We start from the raw sequence: 16,812 nt of genomic DNA on the forward strand, positions 1-16,812 counted from the left end.
CGCAGTCTACGTTCGCAACGAACCTACCCTTCATCCTGCCCCAATCAACGCTTCGCGTATGACTTAAGGCAGAATCCGAGTGCAATAGTGCCGAGCGTACCGACATCGCGAGGGGGTGGAGGAATCTACGTCCCTCCCGCAACTACTCTGCGATTGGCAGGCAGTTTAAAGCAGGTTCGGAAAGCGGTTTCGAAACGCTCAAGGGCGTCTCAGTTTTTCCGAGATCCATGATGAGCCTGCGTGCCAGGCTTCGCGTTGGTTAGCGGAACGACTACCAAGCTTAGCAGGTTCGTTGCTTCACGTTCTCCGGTAGGTGAGCGGTGTCCGTTCTGGTACATGCGTCGTACACTAACTCCCGCCCGAATGCGCACATTCGGGGCGCTTCTGTCCAACGCTCGCGCAATCTGATAGAAGGGTGACTGTTCATTGAACCGCTTCGTCTCCGAGGAAACGACATGGGTCGAACGATTAACGTCCCAAACGTACCGCTCGTGCTCAAGTTTGTTTCCGACCATTCTCGCGCCATTTAATAGTGATACGTGCCACACCGCCGCGTGAATTTCAAAACATTTTCCCAAGAAGGGGTAACCTTTCGATCTCTATTAATGATGTCCATCAATACTAACTCTCGAGAAGACCACGTCGTAGCTCGTCACGATCGAATAGGTGCAGCAATGAAAGTTAACCCATTGAACGTCTCGCGCTTCCTTCAAGTTTATGACGACGCAGCCGCCCAAAAAGGCATCAAGCTTTCGATAGGGTTTGACTTCGATAAATACGTCTCCATCGCGCGCGTCACCCCAACAAAAGGTCCAACATTTCCAAATTTCCGGCCGGATCGCTTGCCAATTAAATCAGGTGAGGGATATTGGATCATCGGCTTCGACAAAGATAGCCAAGTCGCGCTTTTAGCGGCTGCTCGACTGTATGACTTATCAAACAGCAACTTTGCGGAACATCTCCAATCCCTGAAGGCGTTTTATGCCGACCCGGTTAGACAAGCACATCCTCAAGACAGTTGTGCTTGCACAGCACCAAGCGCAAAGAAGCTGACCGGGAAAATAGCCTACCACGGGGATCTTTGGGTTCGCAGTGACTTTAGAGGAAAAGGAATGGCCAAGATCGCGGGAGGAATCGGGCGCGGCGTGTCTTTTGCTATGTGGGCTCCTGACTTCCTATGTGGACTTGTACTGCGCTGGTCACTGGATAAGGGCGTCTACGAAGTGGTGCATCAGGAACCCGGCGGGGCGATATTGCGGCTGGCGGAAGATGATATTGTTGAGGACAATTGGCTTGTTTGGCGAACCGGCGAGGAATTGAGGAGCCTGGTTGATCGCCACGACGGAAACGACCTCAATCTTTCGTGATTTTCACCAGCCTGAGCGGGCGGCACTTGAGCTTGGAGCACAGCCACGCATCGGCGACCGTTTGTCTTTGCCGCATACCACTCTTCGGTAAAAGTGCATCGCTCAGCAGTCCATCATGATGCGTCGCAAGCTCTTCATTCCGCCCCCTCGTCGAAGCCAAATTGCTATTGCTGCTCGCCGCCAAGATCGCTGTGCGAATCAGGATCATCCACACCATCCGCCTGGCACGCAGCCGCAGCTTGATGACATTCCGCAGTAGAACTGAAAACCTCTAAGCGGCTAATTGCAACCAGTACTGCGCTCCGAGATACGAGATACATCTACTTGCCTATGCGGCCGACAGGGGGGCTTTAGGGCGATGTGGACACTCATCGCATTCATAGGACAATGGCATTGAGATTAACGACGGCTCGATAATTCGGACGGTCTTTTCGAAGCAGTTGCAACGCGACGGATCTGATTTAGCTTGCTGAGGCAGCATTACACGAGATGGCGCTCGACATAAGGTTTGTCGAGCGGGTACTTGGTTGACCGTTAAGAAGCCGGATCGAACTTAGCTCAGCAGTTTCGAGTGCGCACGCCAGAGCAAGACCAGCAATAGGCGCAAAAGTTTTCTGAACCAGGCGAGGATGCGGCGGAAGTTGTGGCCGACGGCTGGGAAGGACAACGTTGGCGGCATCGCCCGGCGCGATCTTGGAGGCAACACCTGCCAAGGTGCCCTTCGGATTTGAGGTGTCCGATGATGGGCTCAATGGGAGAACGGCGGCGCACCTCGCGCTTGATGGCACTGAAGACGCCGCGCTTCTGGCCCGAGATGAAGACGCGGCGGGGATTCTGCGCGTCGCGGCCGCATAGCCCTTGTCGACATAAGCGCGGTCGATCGCACAGCCAGTGAGTGTCTCGGTGCGGTCAACAACGTCCCGAATGTATGACCGTCGTAAGCATTGTCGGGCAGCGACTTAGCCTGCAGCACGAACAGGCCACCGGGAGCCCAGCGATTGTTGGTGCGATGGAGCCCTTCACCCCGAACTCGCAAAAACGCAGCGCGCCTTGCCTTGCCTATGCACTCCACCTCCGGGGCATGGAGGAAGAAAGCTTGGTACGCATCCGACCAGCACCCCGGGCATGTGCGCCGGTCTGCCGCGGCGCTCAGGCAGCAGTCGCTTTGGACTAATGGGTCGCCTTCCAATTCCACGGAAGCAGGTCGACAACTCGGTTGACGGGGTGATCTGGAAGCCTGGCCAACATGTCAGCGAGCCAGGCTTGTGGATCAACGTCGTTCATCTTGCAGGTTTATGCCGCCCGCCGAACTATGCCGAGTCGGGTCGTTTTCCCCAGATTTCTCGCTGACCGGCGTTTGGTCGGTTCGGCATAGTTCGTTCTGTGCCTCCGCTTTCAACAGCGGAGAACAGGAAGATGGAAGTTGAAGAGTACTTGGGCAGAAGCCGGCTGTACCGGCGTCTCAGAAGCGGGCCGCACGGACAGTTCGTCGAGCGCTACGCCGTTCGTCTCGTCGAAGAGAGGCTCGTTCGGCACGGCACGTGGCGTTGCCTCAACGTGGTTGGCGGGCTCCTGAGTTGGATCGCGGGCCGTCGCTACAAGCTGATCGATCTCGATGAGCAGGTCGTTGAGCGGTACCTCCGACATCGAGGCGGGAGGCAGTCTATCCAACCCGGTGACCGAGCTGCGCTCAAGCGATGGCTGTCGGTGCTGCGCGAGGAAGGCGCGATCGCGCCGTTGGTGCTACCGCCTCTCACCCCGCACGAACGGATCTTCAAGGAGTTCGATGCCTACCTGCAATCAGAGCGCGGCTTGGCCCCGAGGTCCGTCGTCCGCCATCTCCCAGTCATCCGCAGGTTCCTGCACGAGGTGTGCTCCGGCGGCGCCGGCGCCCTGTGCAAGATCAGCCAAGAGGACGTGATCCGCTACGTTGAGCGCCACGCCCAGGATTGGAGCCCGGGAACAGGCAAGGCGATGTGCTGGTCGTTGCGTGCCTTTCTCCGTTACCTCCACCATCGGGGGCTGAACTCGCGCTCGTTGGCGGATTGCGTTCCATCGATGCGCCGATGGAAGCTCGCAACTCTACCGACCTATCTGCCTGCCGCTCAGGTGCGGAAGGCTCTCGACGGTTGCGACCGAGAGACGGTGATGGGACGGCGCGAGCGCCATTCTGTTGTTGCTGGCCAAGCTCGGCCTGCGGGCCGACGAGGTTGCGACGCTCACCCTCGACGATATCGACTGGCGCGCCAGCGAGATACTCGTTCGCGCCAAGGGCCGACAGCGTGCACGAATGCCGATACCGCCAGACATTGGCGCGGCTATCGTTGCATATCTGCGCAATGGCCGCCCAAAGTCGTCGTGCCGACGGCTGTTCGTCCGCACACTCGCGCCACACGTCGGCTTTGCTTCCGGATGCGCGATCAGCATGATCGCCAAGGCCGCTCTCGATCGCGTTGGAATCGAAGGTTGCGCCCACCGCGGCGCCCATATCTTCCGACATAGTCTCGCTACAGAGCTTCTCCGATCTGGGGCGACCTTGTCGGAGATCGGACAGTTGCTGCGGCACGAGAACCACGACACCACCCGGATTTACGCGAAGGTCGACATCGATGCGCTGAGAACATTGAGCCTGCCCTGGCCGGGAGGCGTGCAATGACCGATCTGCGCTCCGCACTCGATAAGTACCTGAGCATGAGCAAGGGGTTGGGATACAAGTATGAGCACCAGACCCGTCGGCTCGCCGACTTCGTCGCCTTCATGGAGAAGCGCAAAGCCAGGATCATCACGACGAAGCTGGCAATGGAATGGGCAACGCTGCCGCCCGATCGTCATGCATCCTGGGCGCTGCGATTGAGCGACGTGCGCGGGTTCGCGCGCCATGTCGCCAACTTCGATCCGAGAACGGAGGTGTCGCCCGTCGGCATGCTGCCCGGATGGAAGCGCGCCAAGCCCTATGTCTACAGCGACGCGGAGATCGATGCGTTGCTGACGGCAGCGCTGGCTCTGCCGCCAGCGGACGGGTTGCGCCGATGGACCTACCATACCTTGTTCGGGCTGATCGCGGTGACAGGCATGCGTATATCCGAGGCGATGGGCCTGGAGCGTGATGACGTCGACCTCGACGCCGGCGTGCTGACGGTCCGGCTGACCAAGTTCGCCAAGTCGCGGCTCGTGCCATTGCATCCGACGACGAGAACCGCGCTGCGCGACTACGCCCACCGGCGCGATGCGCTGCTCGGATCACGCTGCGGCTCGACCTTCTTCGTTGCCGAACAGGGAGGCCGATTGCTGCACCAGTACGTTCATCGCGTCTTCTGGCGATTGTCCAGAGAGATCGGGCTGCGGCGCCCAGGTGATCGTACCGGCCCACGCGTGCACGACTTCCGTCATCGCTTCGCCATCCGGACGCTGCTCGACTGGTATCGTGAAGGCAAGGACGTCGAGCAGCAACTCCCAGTTTTCTCCACTTACCTCGGCCACGCCTGCGTGCGCGATACTTACTGGTATCTCTCGGCCTGCCCCGAGTTGATGGAAGAAGCGGCGCGGCGTCTCGATCGGCGATGGGAGGTGACGCCATGAAGCCCGCCTGCAATGTCGCCACGTTGATCGAGCGCTTCTTCACCGAGCGCCTCATGCGCCAGCGCAATGTTAGCGCCAACACGATCGCCTCCTACAGGGACACGTTCCGGCTGCTGTTCATGTTCGCACAGGTGCGGCTGCGGAAGTCCCCATCGGCCCTGACGCTCGCCGATCTGGATGCAACGTTCATCGGCGCGTTCCTCACCGATCTCGAGGTAAAGCGCGGCGCCAGCGCGAAGACGCGTAACCTGCGTCTGACGGCCATCCGATCCTTCTTCAGGTTCGTGTCCTTCGAGGAACCGGCACACAGTGCGCTGATCCAGCGCGTGCTCGCCATACCGAGCAAACGCCATGACAAGCGACAGGTGCACTTCCTGACGCGCCCCGAGATCGAGGCGGTTCTCGCCGCGCCCGATCGAACGACGTGGCTTGGTCGCCGCGATCACACCTTGCTGCTGGTCGCGGCCCAGACGGGCTTGCGCCTCTCAGAGCTGACTGGCCTTGACCGGGATGCCGTCCACCTCGGGTCTGGTGCACACGTACGATGCGTCGGTAAAGGGCGGAAGGAACGGACCACTCCGCTGACCACACTCGCTCGGTGCGCGCTCCAGGCATGGCTCAAGGAACCGTTGCGGAAAGGAGCAACAGCGTTGTTCCCGAACGTGCACGGGGGCCGGCTCAGTGCCGATAGCGTCCAGTCCCTGCTGGGAAAGCATGTTCGTGTCGCTCACAAGAGTTGCCCGTCTTTGAAGGCCAAGAGCGTGTCACCGCACGTGCTGAGGCACAGCGCTGCGATGGAACTGCTGCAAGCCGGCGTCGACTGCTCCGTGATCGCGCTGTGGCTCGGTCATGAATCGGTCGAGACGACGCAGACGTACCTGCACGCCCACCTCGCCCTGAAGGAAGCTGCCCTGGCGAAGCTCAAGCCGTACGAGCGCGGCAAGCGAACCCGCTTCCAGCCGAACGACCGCCTACTCGCCTTCCTCGAGGCGCTCTGAACGACCAGACTATGCCGAATGGAACGGGGCTGCCCTGCACGCGATCGACGGTGCCAGCGTGACAACGGCGTGCCATACCAAATCCGTTCGGCATAGTTCGGCGGGCGGCATAAACCTGCCTATGCCGAGTGCGGCATAGGCAGGTTTCGATCAGGGTATAGACGGCGGCGGCACGATTGGCGCCAGCATCTGAACCGGCGAAGGTCCAATTTCGTCTTCCGACAGCCACACCGCGTAACGCTCGTTCGGCAGCATTGTTCGAGAGACAGGCGCGGCCATCGTCCAGGAAGCGGGTGAACGCCGCCCAGCGGTTGAGCAGGTAGTTGATCGCCTTTGCAGTATCATTGCCTGAAGAGAGCAAGGTTCGCTGCTGGCGCATCCAGATTTCGAGATCGGCGACGATCGGCCTCGACTGGTCACGACGTACCGCAAGCCGCTGTTCCGGCGTTTTGCCGTTGATGGTGCGCTCGATCTCGAACAGGATATCGATGCGTCGCACGGCCTCGCTGGCAATCGGCGCCTCTCCAGATTTCGCCAGGTCGAAGAACTTTCTGCGGCCGTGGCTCCAACAGGCCGCTTCAAGGATCGGAGCCGGCCTTCTTTGGGCCTTGTAGAGCTGGTTATATCCATCAAAGGCATCGGCCTGCATGAGGCCTACATAGCCGGCAAGATGGCTTTGCGGATGTTCTCCAGCCCGATTGCGTGAGTAGTAGAACAGGGCCGCCGGCGGATCCGTGCCACCAAACGGCCGGTCATCGCGAACATAGGTCCAGATCCGGCCGGTAACCGTCTTAAGCTTGGCCAGCACCGGCACCGTCGGGTGAGTAGGCCGGAGGGATTTCACCTCCGGCCTCTCGCAGAACCGGGCGTGAGACTCTCGCCTCACCCGGCTCCCATCAGGCAAGCTTGCCGCCATCGCCGAGTTGCCAATGCACAAAGAGCCTGCGCTTCTCACGCGCGATCTTCTCCAGGAAGAGACGCGCGCGTCCTAAACGGTGATGGAAGCGCTTGTACTTTCGCTTCAGCCAAATAGCTAACGTCTGGTTGATGTAGCGGGCCAAAGGATAAAGCGCTGAGCGCGTGTATTGCCCATAATAAGCGATCCACCCCCTAACCATCGGGTTTAGCTCGCGAGCAATATCGTCCAGCGTCACCTCGGTTCGCCTGCGAAGTTTCAAGCCTCGGACCGTCGCCCGCATGGCGTTCAGCGCTGGTTTGCTGACCGCTGGGGTGAACCCACAGAACATCTTCTGCGAATGCGGCCCCAGGACCGATCGTGGCCGGAAGCAATAACCGAGAAAGTCAAACATGACCGTCTCGCTTTTACCTCGGCGTCGATCATCCTTGCAGTAGACGATCCTCGTCTTCGTAGGATGCAATTCCAGGCGGCACTTCGCCAGCCGAGCCTGGAGCGCTTCGCGAACGCTTTGCGCCTCCATCTCATTCCGACAATGTACCAACCCGTCATCCGCATACCGACACCACCTGAGATCGGGGAACATCCGTGCCATCCAGAGATCAAATGCATAGTGCATGAAGAGGTTGGCGAGGATCGGGCTCACCACGCCCCCTTGTGGGGTACCGCGGCTTCGCTCGATTACCGTTCCATCCTCCTGCACCATCGGCGCTGTCAGCCATCTTTCAATGTAGAGCAGCGCCCATGCGCACGTCACATGTTTCCGGACGGCCCGCAGCAGAAGCTCGTGGTCGATATTGTCGAACAGTCCCTTGATGTCGAACTCCAGAACCCAATCGTACTTCCAGCACCGCTGTCGCGTCACGCCTACGGCATCGAGAGCCGATTTACCGGGTCTGTAGCCGTAAGAATCTGCCAGAAAGATTGCGTCGAGAGCCGGCTCAATCAGTTGTTTGACAACCGTCTGTGCCACGCGGTCTGCCACAGTGGGAACCCCGAGGATCCTTTGGCCGCCACTCTTCTTTGGAATGGAGACGGCGCGAACAGGCGGCGGGAAGTAAGCGCCTGAGCTCATTCGATTCCAAATCTTGTAGAGATTGCTCTTCAAGTCGGACTCGAACTGCTCAATCGTCACTCCGTCGACACCGGCTGCGCCACCATTGGATCGCACCTGCAGATATGCTTCGTACACCTCTCTCTTGTCGATGTTGAACGGTTTGCCCGGCTGGTTCACCGTCGTCCTCCTGTTGTCAGTTGCGACGATGGCCGGCCCACCTGATCCGATCCCTTCGCTCCGGCCCCATTACGGGCCTTCGTCGCTAATACGGATCGGTCCGTCCCAGTGCTCCGCGTCGGTAATCTCGCCTCGCGGTCTTCTCCGCTTGTGCTTCTCCCTTTCCATCGGAGCGACTGGTTCCTGCAGTTCCGCGGCAGCGCCTGCATCCGATTCACGCCCCCTCAACGCCGGTCGCCGCCCGCCCGGTCTTCAGGCTTCCGGCGGGCTCATCCCAGAGGGACGACACACCTCTGGTTTTGACGACGATTTCCACGTTACGACGGTTCATCGGCGGGTTCATTTTCATTCGTCTCTCGGACGCCTATCCGTTCGGGTATTCCCGACCGTTAGCTTCAACGCTCACGACCGCGCCTCTTAAGCGAAGCCGCTTGAAGTGATTTGAGACCTACTCCTGAAAGTCGATCCCGAGGGGCCTACCCTCATCGCTGCCACAGCTTGTGCACACAGATTTTCAGATCATCTCGATCATCCTTTCTGTGTGCTTCTGCAGCACACTATCGTCGGCGTGGATGCGTTCCGCGCTCATGACGCGGATCCGGATGGCCTCAATGATGGGATCGAGTGCGACCACGCAGGCGCCGACCCGATCCGCCAAGGTCGAGACGTCGATCTCGACCCCTTCACGGGCATACGTCTTGCTTTGCCGGTTCAACGGCTGATGTAGCAGGAACTTGTTAACCAGCACCATCGCCAGCAGGTTCGGCCCGGCAAAGCCTCGCGGGATCGGATGGGAGGGCGCCGGCGCCTCTGTGATCGCCTCGCAATCTCGGCAGGAGAACTTTTCGCGGACACGCTCGATGATCTTCCAGCGCCGCGGCTCACATTCCAGGGTCTTCGAGACCACCTCGCCGAGCTTGTGCAGCCGCTCGCTGCCGCACTTGCCGCATACGCAAGGCGCGGGTTCGACGACGCGCTCGATGGGCAGATTGTCCGGCAACGGACGTCGCGGCGGCCGTGGATTTTGCGCGCGCTGCTGTTTGGCGGCTTCCGGTACTGCAAACTCGGCCTTGGTTTCCTGCTCCGCCTGGGTCTCTTCAAGATCCTCGATGGCGAGTTCGAGCTGCTCGACCAGCAGCTTGCCGCGTTCAGAAGATTGCCCGAACTGTTCTCGCCGCGCCTTGGCCAGCATCAGCTTCAGCCGCTCGATTTCCAGTCGACCGACGGTCACTTCGCTCTTCGCCAGCACCAGTTGTTCGCGCTGCGCAAGGATCATTGCGTGCGCAGCGGCAAGGTCGGCGGGAAGCGGATCGGAAGGCGTTGTCACGAGGGCAAATCAATCATATTCGCCGCTAAAATTCGCGACCGATCTCCCTCGTGAGTCAATAAGCCACAGCTTAACCGGAAGCCTGCGGACGCCAGGTTGCCTGCGGCATTCGCCAGTCAATTCCGGACAGGAGATAGGATAGTTGCGCAACGCTGATTGTCACAACGCCGTCCGCCAGCGATGGCCACAAAAAGCGGCCGCGCTCCAACCGCTTCGTGAACAGACATGCGCCCTGGCCATGGTGAGTCGGCCCCGGGAGTTGCACCCGGAGCCGCTCTCCGAACCGTACGTGACGCTCTCACGTCATACGGCTCTCAACAAGTACCGAAGCAGAACTCAACCTCGCCCAATGAGCAAACAGCTTTGGCCTGCGGCGGCGGATCAATCTGAGCCAGGTGGAGGCTCTAACTTTTCCATTCTTCAGCCCTTTGTATTTGCGTCGCGCCCAGCGGTTAAGAGATTCGTCGACGTATCGATACAGGTTGTGCATTTCTGACCGCCCATATCTGCCGTAGTACTGCATCCATCCACGAAGGACGGGATTCAGTTCCAAGGCGATTACGTCGACTTCCGTCTGCGAGCGAAGCCTGAGCCGGAGCTGCCGGATCGTCATACGCATAGACTTCATCGCCGCCCTGCTGGCCGCTGGCGAGAACGTACAGAAGTTTTCTTTCTTCTGATGATTTCTTGCCCTGCGCGGTCGAAAGGTAAATCCCAGAAAGTCAAACGACTGACTGGTATGGCTACCCGGGCGGTTGCTGTCTTTGCAGTAGACGATCTTGGTCTTGTCGGGATGCATTTCGAGTTCGCATTCCTCAAACCTTGCTTGCAGCGCCGCCTTGATGGCCTCCGCTTCAGCCTTGGTTCGGCAATGAACGAGCCCGTCGTCTGCGTATCGACACCATGGTGACCGCGGGAAGTTCCGCGCCATCCATGTATCGAACGCATAATGCAAGAACAAATTGGCAAGGACGGGACTGATCACGCCGCCTTGGGGTGTGCCCCGGTCGCGAGCGGTGATCGCTCCGTCTTTGCCTTGCATCGGCGCTATTAGCCAGCGTTCGATGTAGAGCAGAGCCCATTCGTCTTGCACATGCTTCCTGATGGCCTTCATAAGCAACTTGTGGCTGATATTGTCGAACAGGCCTTTGATGTCGAACTCCAGCACCCAGTCCATCTTCCAACACCGTTGCCGGGTGACGCCGACGGCGTCCAGCGCGGATTTTCCGGGCCGGTAGCCGTAGGAATCGGGAAGGAAGATTTCCTCGAGTGCTTGTTCAATCTGCAGCTTGACGACCGTCTGCGCCACGCGATCTGCTACTGTCGGCACGCCTAGAATGCGTTGTCCGCCGTTCTTCTTGGGAATGGGGACAGCCCGAACGGCAGGTGGAAAGTAGCTGCCAGAAGACATCCGATTCCAGACCTTGTAAAGGTTGCCCTTCAAGTTCTTCTCGAAAGCTTCCAACGATATCTTATCCACGCCGGCTGAGCCCGCATTGGCTTTGACCAATCGGTAGGCCTTCATCACTGTTTGCTTGTCGATATTGTACTGCTTACGTTCGGTTACACCCATCATGTCCTCCTGCTCATCACAGTTGCATGCGGGTGGAACCACTTGCCTCGGCCCCTTCGCTCCAGTCCCATTACAGCACCTTCATCACTACTACGAGCCAATCCGCCCCAGTGTCGTGCTTCGGTACTCTCGTCTCGCGGTGTGCGCCGCTTGAACTTCTCCCTTGGCATCACAACGACTGGTTCCTGCAGTTCTCTACAAGAGCCTGTATCCAGATCGCGTCCCCTAAACGCCGGTCGCCACCCGCGCAGTAATCCAGGCGCCTCACGGATTGATCTCAGGGATGGCACGCGCCCCTGATTTTGGCGACATCTAAATAATTTTCGACGCGTCATCGGAAGATTCGCTTTCGCTCGCCTTCTGGATACTCACCTGCCCCGTAAACCCGGGACTTTTGCAACACTTGCTGATGACCGCGCCTTTTAAGCGAAGCCACAGTGTCGTGGTTTTGCATCTGCGGCTGGAACGCCGATGCAGGAGGGCCAACCTCCATCTCTCATAAAGCTGTACGCATCAAATTCGGTTATTCACCTCCTTCATGCTCTGCAGCACACCATGCCAAATGATCTTGATCAGGTCGCCGCGGCGGCCCCTAAAAACGTAAAGATCACCAGCGTGCGGATCACGCTTCAAGCTCTCCTGAACCAGACGCGCAAGGCTCGGGAAGCCTCGGCGCATATCGGTATGGCCGGTCGCAAGCCACACCCGCACATTACCCGGTATGGCGATCATCGGCGCTCAAGCACCTCGAGGACCCGCGCCAGCGCCTCCGGGTCGACGTGCGTATCCACCCGGATGCGTCGCCGGTTGCCAAGATCAATCTCGATCAATCCAGTACGCGCGGACGCTACGGAGCGCACCCGGCCGTCACCCGCAGGCAAAAGCTTCGGAGTTTCCTCCACCCCCGCAGCGACGATCTGCACCGGCGCAAAAGATGGTACAACTTGCTCTGATGTCCGTGCTTGTCGACGCCAGGTAAACACCAGGCTGGCCGCGACTCCGTTGCGGCGCGCAACCTCAGTCACCTTCGCGCCCGGCACCAACGTCTCCTCGACAATCCGCGCCTTGTCGTCCTGCGACCAGCGCCGCCGCCGCTCCAGCCCGCCCAAAACCTCGACCCGCATCGCCTGATGACCTTAAAGCTAGACTTAAGGTCACACGCTTCGCGAATTACCTCGCGTCACGCAAGACGGCGCCCGTCGGATGCGTACAAAGCTTGAAGCCGCGCTGGCGCTGCTGGTGCGAGCAGATCTGCGTGACTCGCCCAATGGGAGGGCGAACGCCTGCTCCAGTGCCGGCTGGCCCTCGATCTCGCGGCGGATGTCGCGGATGATCCGGCCCAGCAGGCTGCGCAGGATGGCGCAGCTGCCGCTGATGCCGCTTGAACTGCTTGGCACGAGCGTAACGGCCCGCCACTATCACCGCACTTTTTGCTATGCGAGAATAGGATTGCTGCAGCCTGCCCCGTGCTTCCTCGCCAGGCGGTTCACCCCCCGGATCGCTGCGTCCAGCAGTTTGGCGTCCGTCGGAATCTGATGGCCTTAGGCAGCACTGTGGTGTCGGCTGCGTAACGCACCGGCTTCGCGCGCCACCCGACGGCTCTTGGCCAACAGCCGCGCCGGCTTGTCACCGAGCCGCTAGCCCCAATGGCTCAGATCCGAGCGCTCGTGCGAAAAAGGCGCTGGAAAAACTCTTCGCCGGTGAAGAACTGGAAATACGGGTGGACCGAGCGTTGGCCCCCCTCACCGGACAGCCGGTAAATGGGCTTGAGCACAACAACCCGATCACGAAGCCGGTCTCGCCCCCCGGCCTGCCGTTCTCGTTATAGAACGGGGCGTCTCGGCGTCGATCCAGTCCCAGTCGATCTTACCGGCCAGCGGAAACAAGTCTGTGCTTCATGTTGATGATCTGGTCCAGCGGTGGCCGGAACAGATCGTTCGATCCCGTCGTCTTGTGCTTCTCCGGCCGCATCGTCCCTCCTGTGCACCACAGAAGCACAGTTCCCAACAAAGAGGAATGCACAAAGCGAATTTGCGAGGTTTGCAGCACTCAAGCGCCAAATTCCTGCAATCTCAAACGCGATCAGATCCTAAAAACAGATTCCCGCTCAACCGCTTAGATGCTTCTTCACGGGCAACTACTCGAGGGGGACACGAAGACCGGTCAGCTCTGGGCTATGCAGCGGACGACCGGCCATGGAGCGACCGCCGATCCACTAGGCGTCACGCAAGGAGAGCCCGTGCCCACGATGCAAAGTTCGCCTCCCACGAACTCCGGTTGTCCCGTCCGGACGAGCCCTCTCTGGTCTGGCCGGCCTATGATCAGCGGTGCCATCCGCTTCCAAGCCGCTCGCTCAACACCAAACGATCCATCACACCCAAGGCCGCCTCCTAAAGAAGAAGCCTTGAAACGTGATTTGCGTTCAAAACGGAATCCTTAGACCTCACATCGCATAGGTGTTTAGTACCGGCATTTGCTGGAGCGGATTGAGTTTGAGTCGTTCTGGCAGGGAGTCCCATCCCGCATTTGCAGATGTATTCGTAGTGCGCGAGACCCTTCAGGGTCTTCAACCGCCGGGCGTCGTTTGTAAGCGGCAATGAAGTCGGTTCGGTGAGCTTCGAGCTGATCGTGCCGATCGTGCCGATCGTAATGGTAGCGTTGGACAGTCGCTTCCTTGATCGTGCGGTTCATGCGCTCGACCTGGCCATTGGTCCATGGATGCTTGATCTTGGTTGGCCGATGTTCAATTCCGTCTTACTGGCATCGCATATCGAACATATGCGTCACGTATCTTCCTGTCGGGCCGTCCGCATAGCGCGGCGCGAGGGCAAACTGGACCGCATTGTCGGTGAGCACCGTGTGGATCATGTCGGCGACCCGCGATCAGATCTTCGAGAAAGGCCGAGGCTGAGGTCCTCCCCGTCTTGCTGGTTATTGCACGAACGCGAACTTTCTGGTGCGATCGATTGCGACGTAAAGGTAGAGCTTGCCTTCAGTAGTCTGGAGCTCGGTGATGTCGATATGGAAACAACCGAACGGATGAGCCTTGAACTCTTTCTTCGACGGCTTGCCGCCTTCAACCTTCGGCAATCGGCTAATGCCGCGGCGTTGGAGGCAGCGATGCAGGGACGATCGCGTCAGATGCGGGTGATCGGCTGCAGAGCATAGAGGCAATTGTCGAGCGGCAGCAGCGTATGCCGCCGGAAAGCGACGATGATCGCCTCCTCCTCAACGGAAAGGACGATCGACTTGGCTTTCTTTGGGCCTGTCGAACGATCGGCGACGGTCTCGCGCTTCCACTTCGCGACAGCTTTCTGGTCGATCCCGTAGCGCATTGCGAGTGCTCTCACGCTCGCTTGAATATTCTGTATTGCTCGACGGACTGCTTCCGTCGTGGTGGCGCAGCCGCGTAAAATGCTTCTTCGAATCTTGCGATAAGGATGCACCATCAAAGTCTGGGACTAACCAATCTAGAGCCCATAGTGCGCTGCAGTTAGCTTTCGACAAGGAAGCCGACGGCAATATGTTCTTCAGAAAAGTCTGGATGCTCTCCCATTGTTTCTCCGCCGGCTGAGGACAGGACTCGGCTCGGTCGTGATATATAAAGCCAACGATCGAAACCTTGTCGACCAAGAGCGGATCGTCCGATCGGCGCGGTCACAGGTCAAATGCCATGCACATCCGGCGGACGGGTAGTGTAGAACAAACAATGCCGCAACGATCGAGCAGTGTGTGCCATCAGCCGCGTCGTGTGGCGCGCTGCGCATTGTCCTTGGTCGAAACCGACTTTGCGGAGGCCGCCAGCGGCACGATCCGGGCATGTTCGACTAGCCGCGACTGGGCCACGCCGCATGTCGCCGGCAATGCTGCCCCCACTCCTGACGCGCGCCGCTGCGCCCCGAGCTAGCGGAGATCGCAACATCTTCAGCCGCACCGACTTGAGGCGCGACGCTCGCTCGCAAAGCGCGACCCGCCCCAAAACTCATTCCCGCGCGACAAGGTCAGGTCGCGGCAGGAGAGATGTGAATATCTGACAAACACCCACGATTCCCAAACTCGGACAATGTAGGTATCGCTTGGCAAAACGCACGAGAACAAGCGCACATGAGTCGGATTAGCGTCGGGAACCAGATGACGAGATTGTCGTAAGTTTCAGATTAGTCGGTGCATAAAGCAAACGCTGAGTGAGACGAGGCATAAGCGCTCGAGACTAGCTTGTAACAGCAGCATGCCCGTTGCTCGAGGGATTCGCGCTGATCGATCTGCAAGACGCCGCGCATCTTGCGAATTACGCCTTGTTCTTCGAGTCGAATGAGGCTCTCAGTAACCCCAGCACGGCGCAATCCTAGGACGGAAGAAAGGTAGTCATGGGTAACTGGCAGCACGCGAGCGTCAACAGCGTCGCTCGCCAGGCACAGCCAACTCGCGAGCCGTTGCTCACGATCGTGTCGAACTCCACACAATCCGGTCTGGACGCACTGAAATGTCAGAGCCTGAAGGTAGTCAAAGAGACACTCTCGGATCCCCGGACGGTCCTTCATCACGCGACGCAAATCCTCGATCCGGATCCTGTGAGCGCTTCCGGGGAAGAGCACTACAGATTGATGGATCGAACTATGCCACCCCCACGAAAACGACGGGCCGACCACACCCTGATATCCTATGACGGCAGTTTCAAGCATGCTTCCGGCAGCGACGAGCCTTAACGAGACGAGGCCCGACTCGATGAAATAGACGTGTTCGACAGGTCTTTTCGGCTCTTGCAGAACCTTACGTTGTTTCAGGACGACCGGCTCAAGGCTTCCCCTTAGTGCAGCGAGGTCTTCCAGAGAAATTCTCGCCAGAATTGCATTCTTCTTGGAGCGCACCATTAAGAGGTCCGTGAAGCGGCTGTGTGGGCACACGCTTGAGAGCCGGTCTCCACAGCAGTCAAGCGCCTCACGGACCGTAGGCACGTGATCGGTCATCGTTCCTCTCCTAGCGGGCGGCTTTGGCGTCCGCCGCTGGCTGATTGTAACGAGAACTGGTCTACGACCGTAACATCAATCTTCATACTGTTTGACGCAACGAGCGCCGCACCGACGCTCAAATACTGCGCTAAGAGGCGCTCCTTCAACGGAATTCAACCTACCCGCAATGCGAGTCCCAAGGACGAATATCAGCACTGCTCGCCTCCGAAGAGCGCGCTGGATGACCTTTGCAACCAGTTATCGTCCCATCGATAACGAACGACGGATTGATCACAGCCGCAGGTCGTCCATGCTCTGAGGATTCGAGAAGTCACGCCTAGATCGCTGATCCGGCCTTGAATGCCGACTCGGCCATCGTGGCGGTCTCGCTGACGAGCCGCAACAGATAGGGCGGCCGCTCCCTATGGCTTGTAAGCAGGACACCGCGCAGCTAAGAACAGCGCTCTACGAACGCCGATGAGCTTGGCGACCGCTGGTGTGATCTTCCGCTCCAATTCAAAAAGGGCAGTTTGGCTCTGTTGGAGTTCATTAACTCTCGTACCGAGACCGCTGCTTGGCGCGGCGCGCGAGATACGGAAGCTCGATAGGTGATTAACGACGTTGAGAGTGAACAACTCTAATGCCATCAAGTCGATCGTATTGGTGTCTTGAATGAAGTGTGAAGCCACACTGGCGCGAATCTTTGTCCGCGATCTCAAGCCTACAGCGAGCGCATCGGTTGCGGAAATGGCCCAGCCGGTTGAGCATCGGGTAAACTGCGAGCTACTCCGGCCACCGCTGCAGGCGCTGCGTGCCCTAGCTCATGATCGGCGCCGCCGCGCCATCGCAATGGTGGCATTACGCGCTGA

At 59.1% G+C, this 16,812-nt stretch carries 12 protein-coding genes and 8 pseudogenes; 5 read left to right on the forward strand and 15 right to left on the reverse strand.

Annotation, left to right across the window (positions count from 1 at the left end; all coding sequences use genetic code 11):
- Positions 1-605: 605 nt before the first annotated feature.
- Positions 606-1,367, forward strand: a complete 762-nt coding sequence (locus QA635_RS33370; RefSeq protein WP_283063938.1) for a hypothetical protein — start codon at positions 606-608, stop codon at positions 1,365-1,367.
- Here QA635_RS33370 and QA635_RS33375 read toward each other — a convergent pair.
- The 3 genes and pseudogenes from QA635_RS33375 to QA635_RS33385 form a co-directional block, all read right to left on the reverse strand.
- Positions 1,354-1,575, reverse strand: a complete 222-nt coding sequence (locus tag QA635_RS33375; protein ID WP_283063940.1) for a hypothetical protein — start codon at positions 1,573-1,575, stop codon at positions 1,354-1,356. The genes QA635_RS33370 and QA635_RS33375 overlap by 14 nt on opposite strands.
- 345 nt (positions 1,576-1,920) lie before the next feature.
- Positions 1,921-2,454 (reverse strand): annotated as a pseudogene (locus tag QA635_RS33380) (transposase family protein); the annotation flags it as partial.
- 83 nt (positions 2,455-2,537) lie between these two features.
- Positions 2,538-2,660: pseudogene (locus QA635_RS33385) on the reverse strand (transposase domain-containing protein); the annotation flags it as partial.
- 123 nt (positions 2,661-2,783) lie between these two features.
- Between QA635_RS33385 and QA635_RS33390 the strand changes: the two are divergent.
- From QA635_RS33390 to QA635_RS33405, 4 genes and pseudogenes are all read left to right on the forward strand, one after another.
- Positions 2,784-3,329: pseudogene (locus tag QA635_RS33390) on the forward strand (integrase); the annotation flags it as partial.
- A 211-nt stretch (positions 3,330-3,540) separates the two neighbouring features.
- Positions 3,541-4,023 carry a tyrosine-type recombinase/integrase gene (locus QA635_RS33395; RefSeq protein WP_283063941.1) on the forward strand — a complete coding sequence of 161 codons (483 nt, stop codon included), beginning with the start codon at positions 3,541-3,543 and terminating at the stop codon, positions 4,021-4,023.
- Positions 4,020-4,946, forward strand: coding sequence for a tyrosine-type recombinase/integrase (locus QA635_RS33400; protein ID WP_283063944.1), 927 nt, complete (start codon positions 4,020-4,022; stop codon positions 4,944-4,946). Before QA635_RS33395 ends, QA635_RS33400 begins: the two co-directional genes overlap by 4 nt.
- Positions 4,943-5,944: a tyrosine-type recombinase/integrase gene (locus tag QA635_RS33405; protein ID WP_283063947.1), complete on the forward strand. Its 1,002-nt coding sequence runs from the start codon at positions 4,943-4,945 to the stop codon at positions 5,942-5,944. The genes QA635_RS33400 and QA635_RS33405 overlap by 4 nt, the downstream gene beginning before the upstream one ends.
- A gap of 142 nt (positions 5,945-6,086) precedes the next feature.
- Here QA635_RS33405 and tnpC read toward each other — a convergent pair.
- The 12 genes and pseudogenes from tnpC to QA635_RS33465 all read right to left on the reverse strand — a co-directional run.
- Positions 6,087-6,821: pseudogene (tnpC, locus tag QA635_RS33410) on the reverse strand (IS66 family transposase); the annotation flags it as partial.
- A gap of 19 nt (positions 6,822-6,840) precedes the next feature.
- Positions 6,841-8,094 carry a group II intron reverse transcriptase/maturase gene (ltrA, locus tag QA635_RS33415; RefSeq protein WP_193375472.1) on the reverse strand — a complete coding sequence of 418 codons (1,254 nt, stop codon included), beginning with the start codon at positions 8,092-8,094 and terminating at the stop codon, positions 6,841-6,843.
- Between the two features lie 214 nt (positions 8,095-8,308).
- Positions 8,309-8,443: a hypothetical protein gene (locus QA635_RS33420; RefSeq protein WP_276325893.1), complete on the reverse strand. Its 135-nt coding sequence runs from the start codon at positions 8,441-8,443 to the stop codon at positions 8,309-8,311.
- Positions 8,444-8,644: 201 nt separating this feature from the next.
- Positions 8,645-9,421: pseudogene (locus tag QA635_RS33425) on the reverse strand (IS66 family transposase); the annotation flags it as partial.
- Between the two features lie 70 nt (positions 9,422-9,491).
- Positions 9,492-9,686 (reverse strand): IS66 family insertion sequence element accessory protein TnpB, encoded by a 195-nt coding sequence (gene tnpB / locus QA635_RS33430; protein WP_139486060.1) that lies wholly within the window; start codon positions 9,684-9,686, stop codon positions 9,492-9,494.
- A 33-nt stretch (positions 9,687-9,719) separates the two neighbouring features.
- A complete protein-coding gene (gene ltrA / locus QA635_RS33435; RefSeq protein WP_283063957.1) occupies positions 9,720-10,997 on the reverse strand; it encodes a group II intron reverse transcriptase/maturase in 1,278 nt (425 codons plus the stop codon).
- Positions 10,998-11,507: 510 nt separating this feature from the next.
- Entirely contained in the window at positions 11,508-11,726 is a 219-nt protein-coding gene (tnpB, locus tag QA635_RS33440; protein WP_139481539.1) for an IS66 family insertion sequence element accessory protein TnpB, read from the reverse strand.
- Positions 11,723-12,118 (reverse strand): IS66-like element accessory protein TnpA, encoded by a 396-nt coding sequence (gene tnpA, locus QA635_RS33445; RefSeq protein ID WP_283063965.1) that lies wholly within the window; start codon positions 12,116-12,118, stop codon positions 11,723-11,725. Before tnpA ends, tnpB (QA635_RS33440) begins: the two co-directional genes overlap by 4 nt.
- 88 nt (positions 12,119-12,206) lie before the next feature.
- A pseudogene (locus QA635_RS33450) lies at positions 12,207-12,965 on the reverse strand (transposase); the annotation flags it as partial.
- Between the two features lie 258 nt (positions 12,966-13,223).
- Positions 13,224-13,366: pseudogene (locus QA635_RS41880) on the reverse strand (IS5/IS1182 family transposase); the annotation flags it as partial.
- Positions 13,367-13,437: 71 nt separating this feature from the next.
- A pseudogene (locus QA635_RS33460) lies at positions 13,438-14,443 on the reverse strand (DDE-type integrase/transposase/recombinase).
- A 708-nt stretch (positions 14,444-15,151) separates the two neighbouring features.
- Positions 15,152-15,961: a Crp/Fnr family transcriptional regulator gene (locus tag QA635_RS33465; RefSeq protein ID WP_283063967.1), complete on the reverse strand. Its 810-nt coding sequence runs from the start codon at positions 15,959-15,961 to the stop codon at positions 15,152-15,154.
- Positions 15,962-16,812 lie beyond the last annotated feature (851 nt).

The sequence above is a fragment of the Bradyrhizobium brasilense genome, assembly GCF_029714345.1.
Lineage (GTDB): Bacteria > Pseudomonadota > Alphaproteobacteria > Rhizobiales > Xanthobacteraceae > Bradyrhizobium > Bradyrhizobium australafricanum.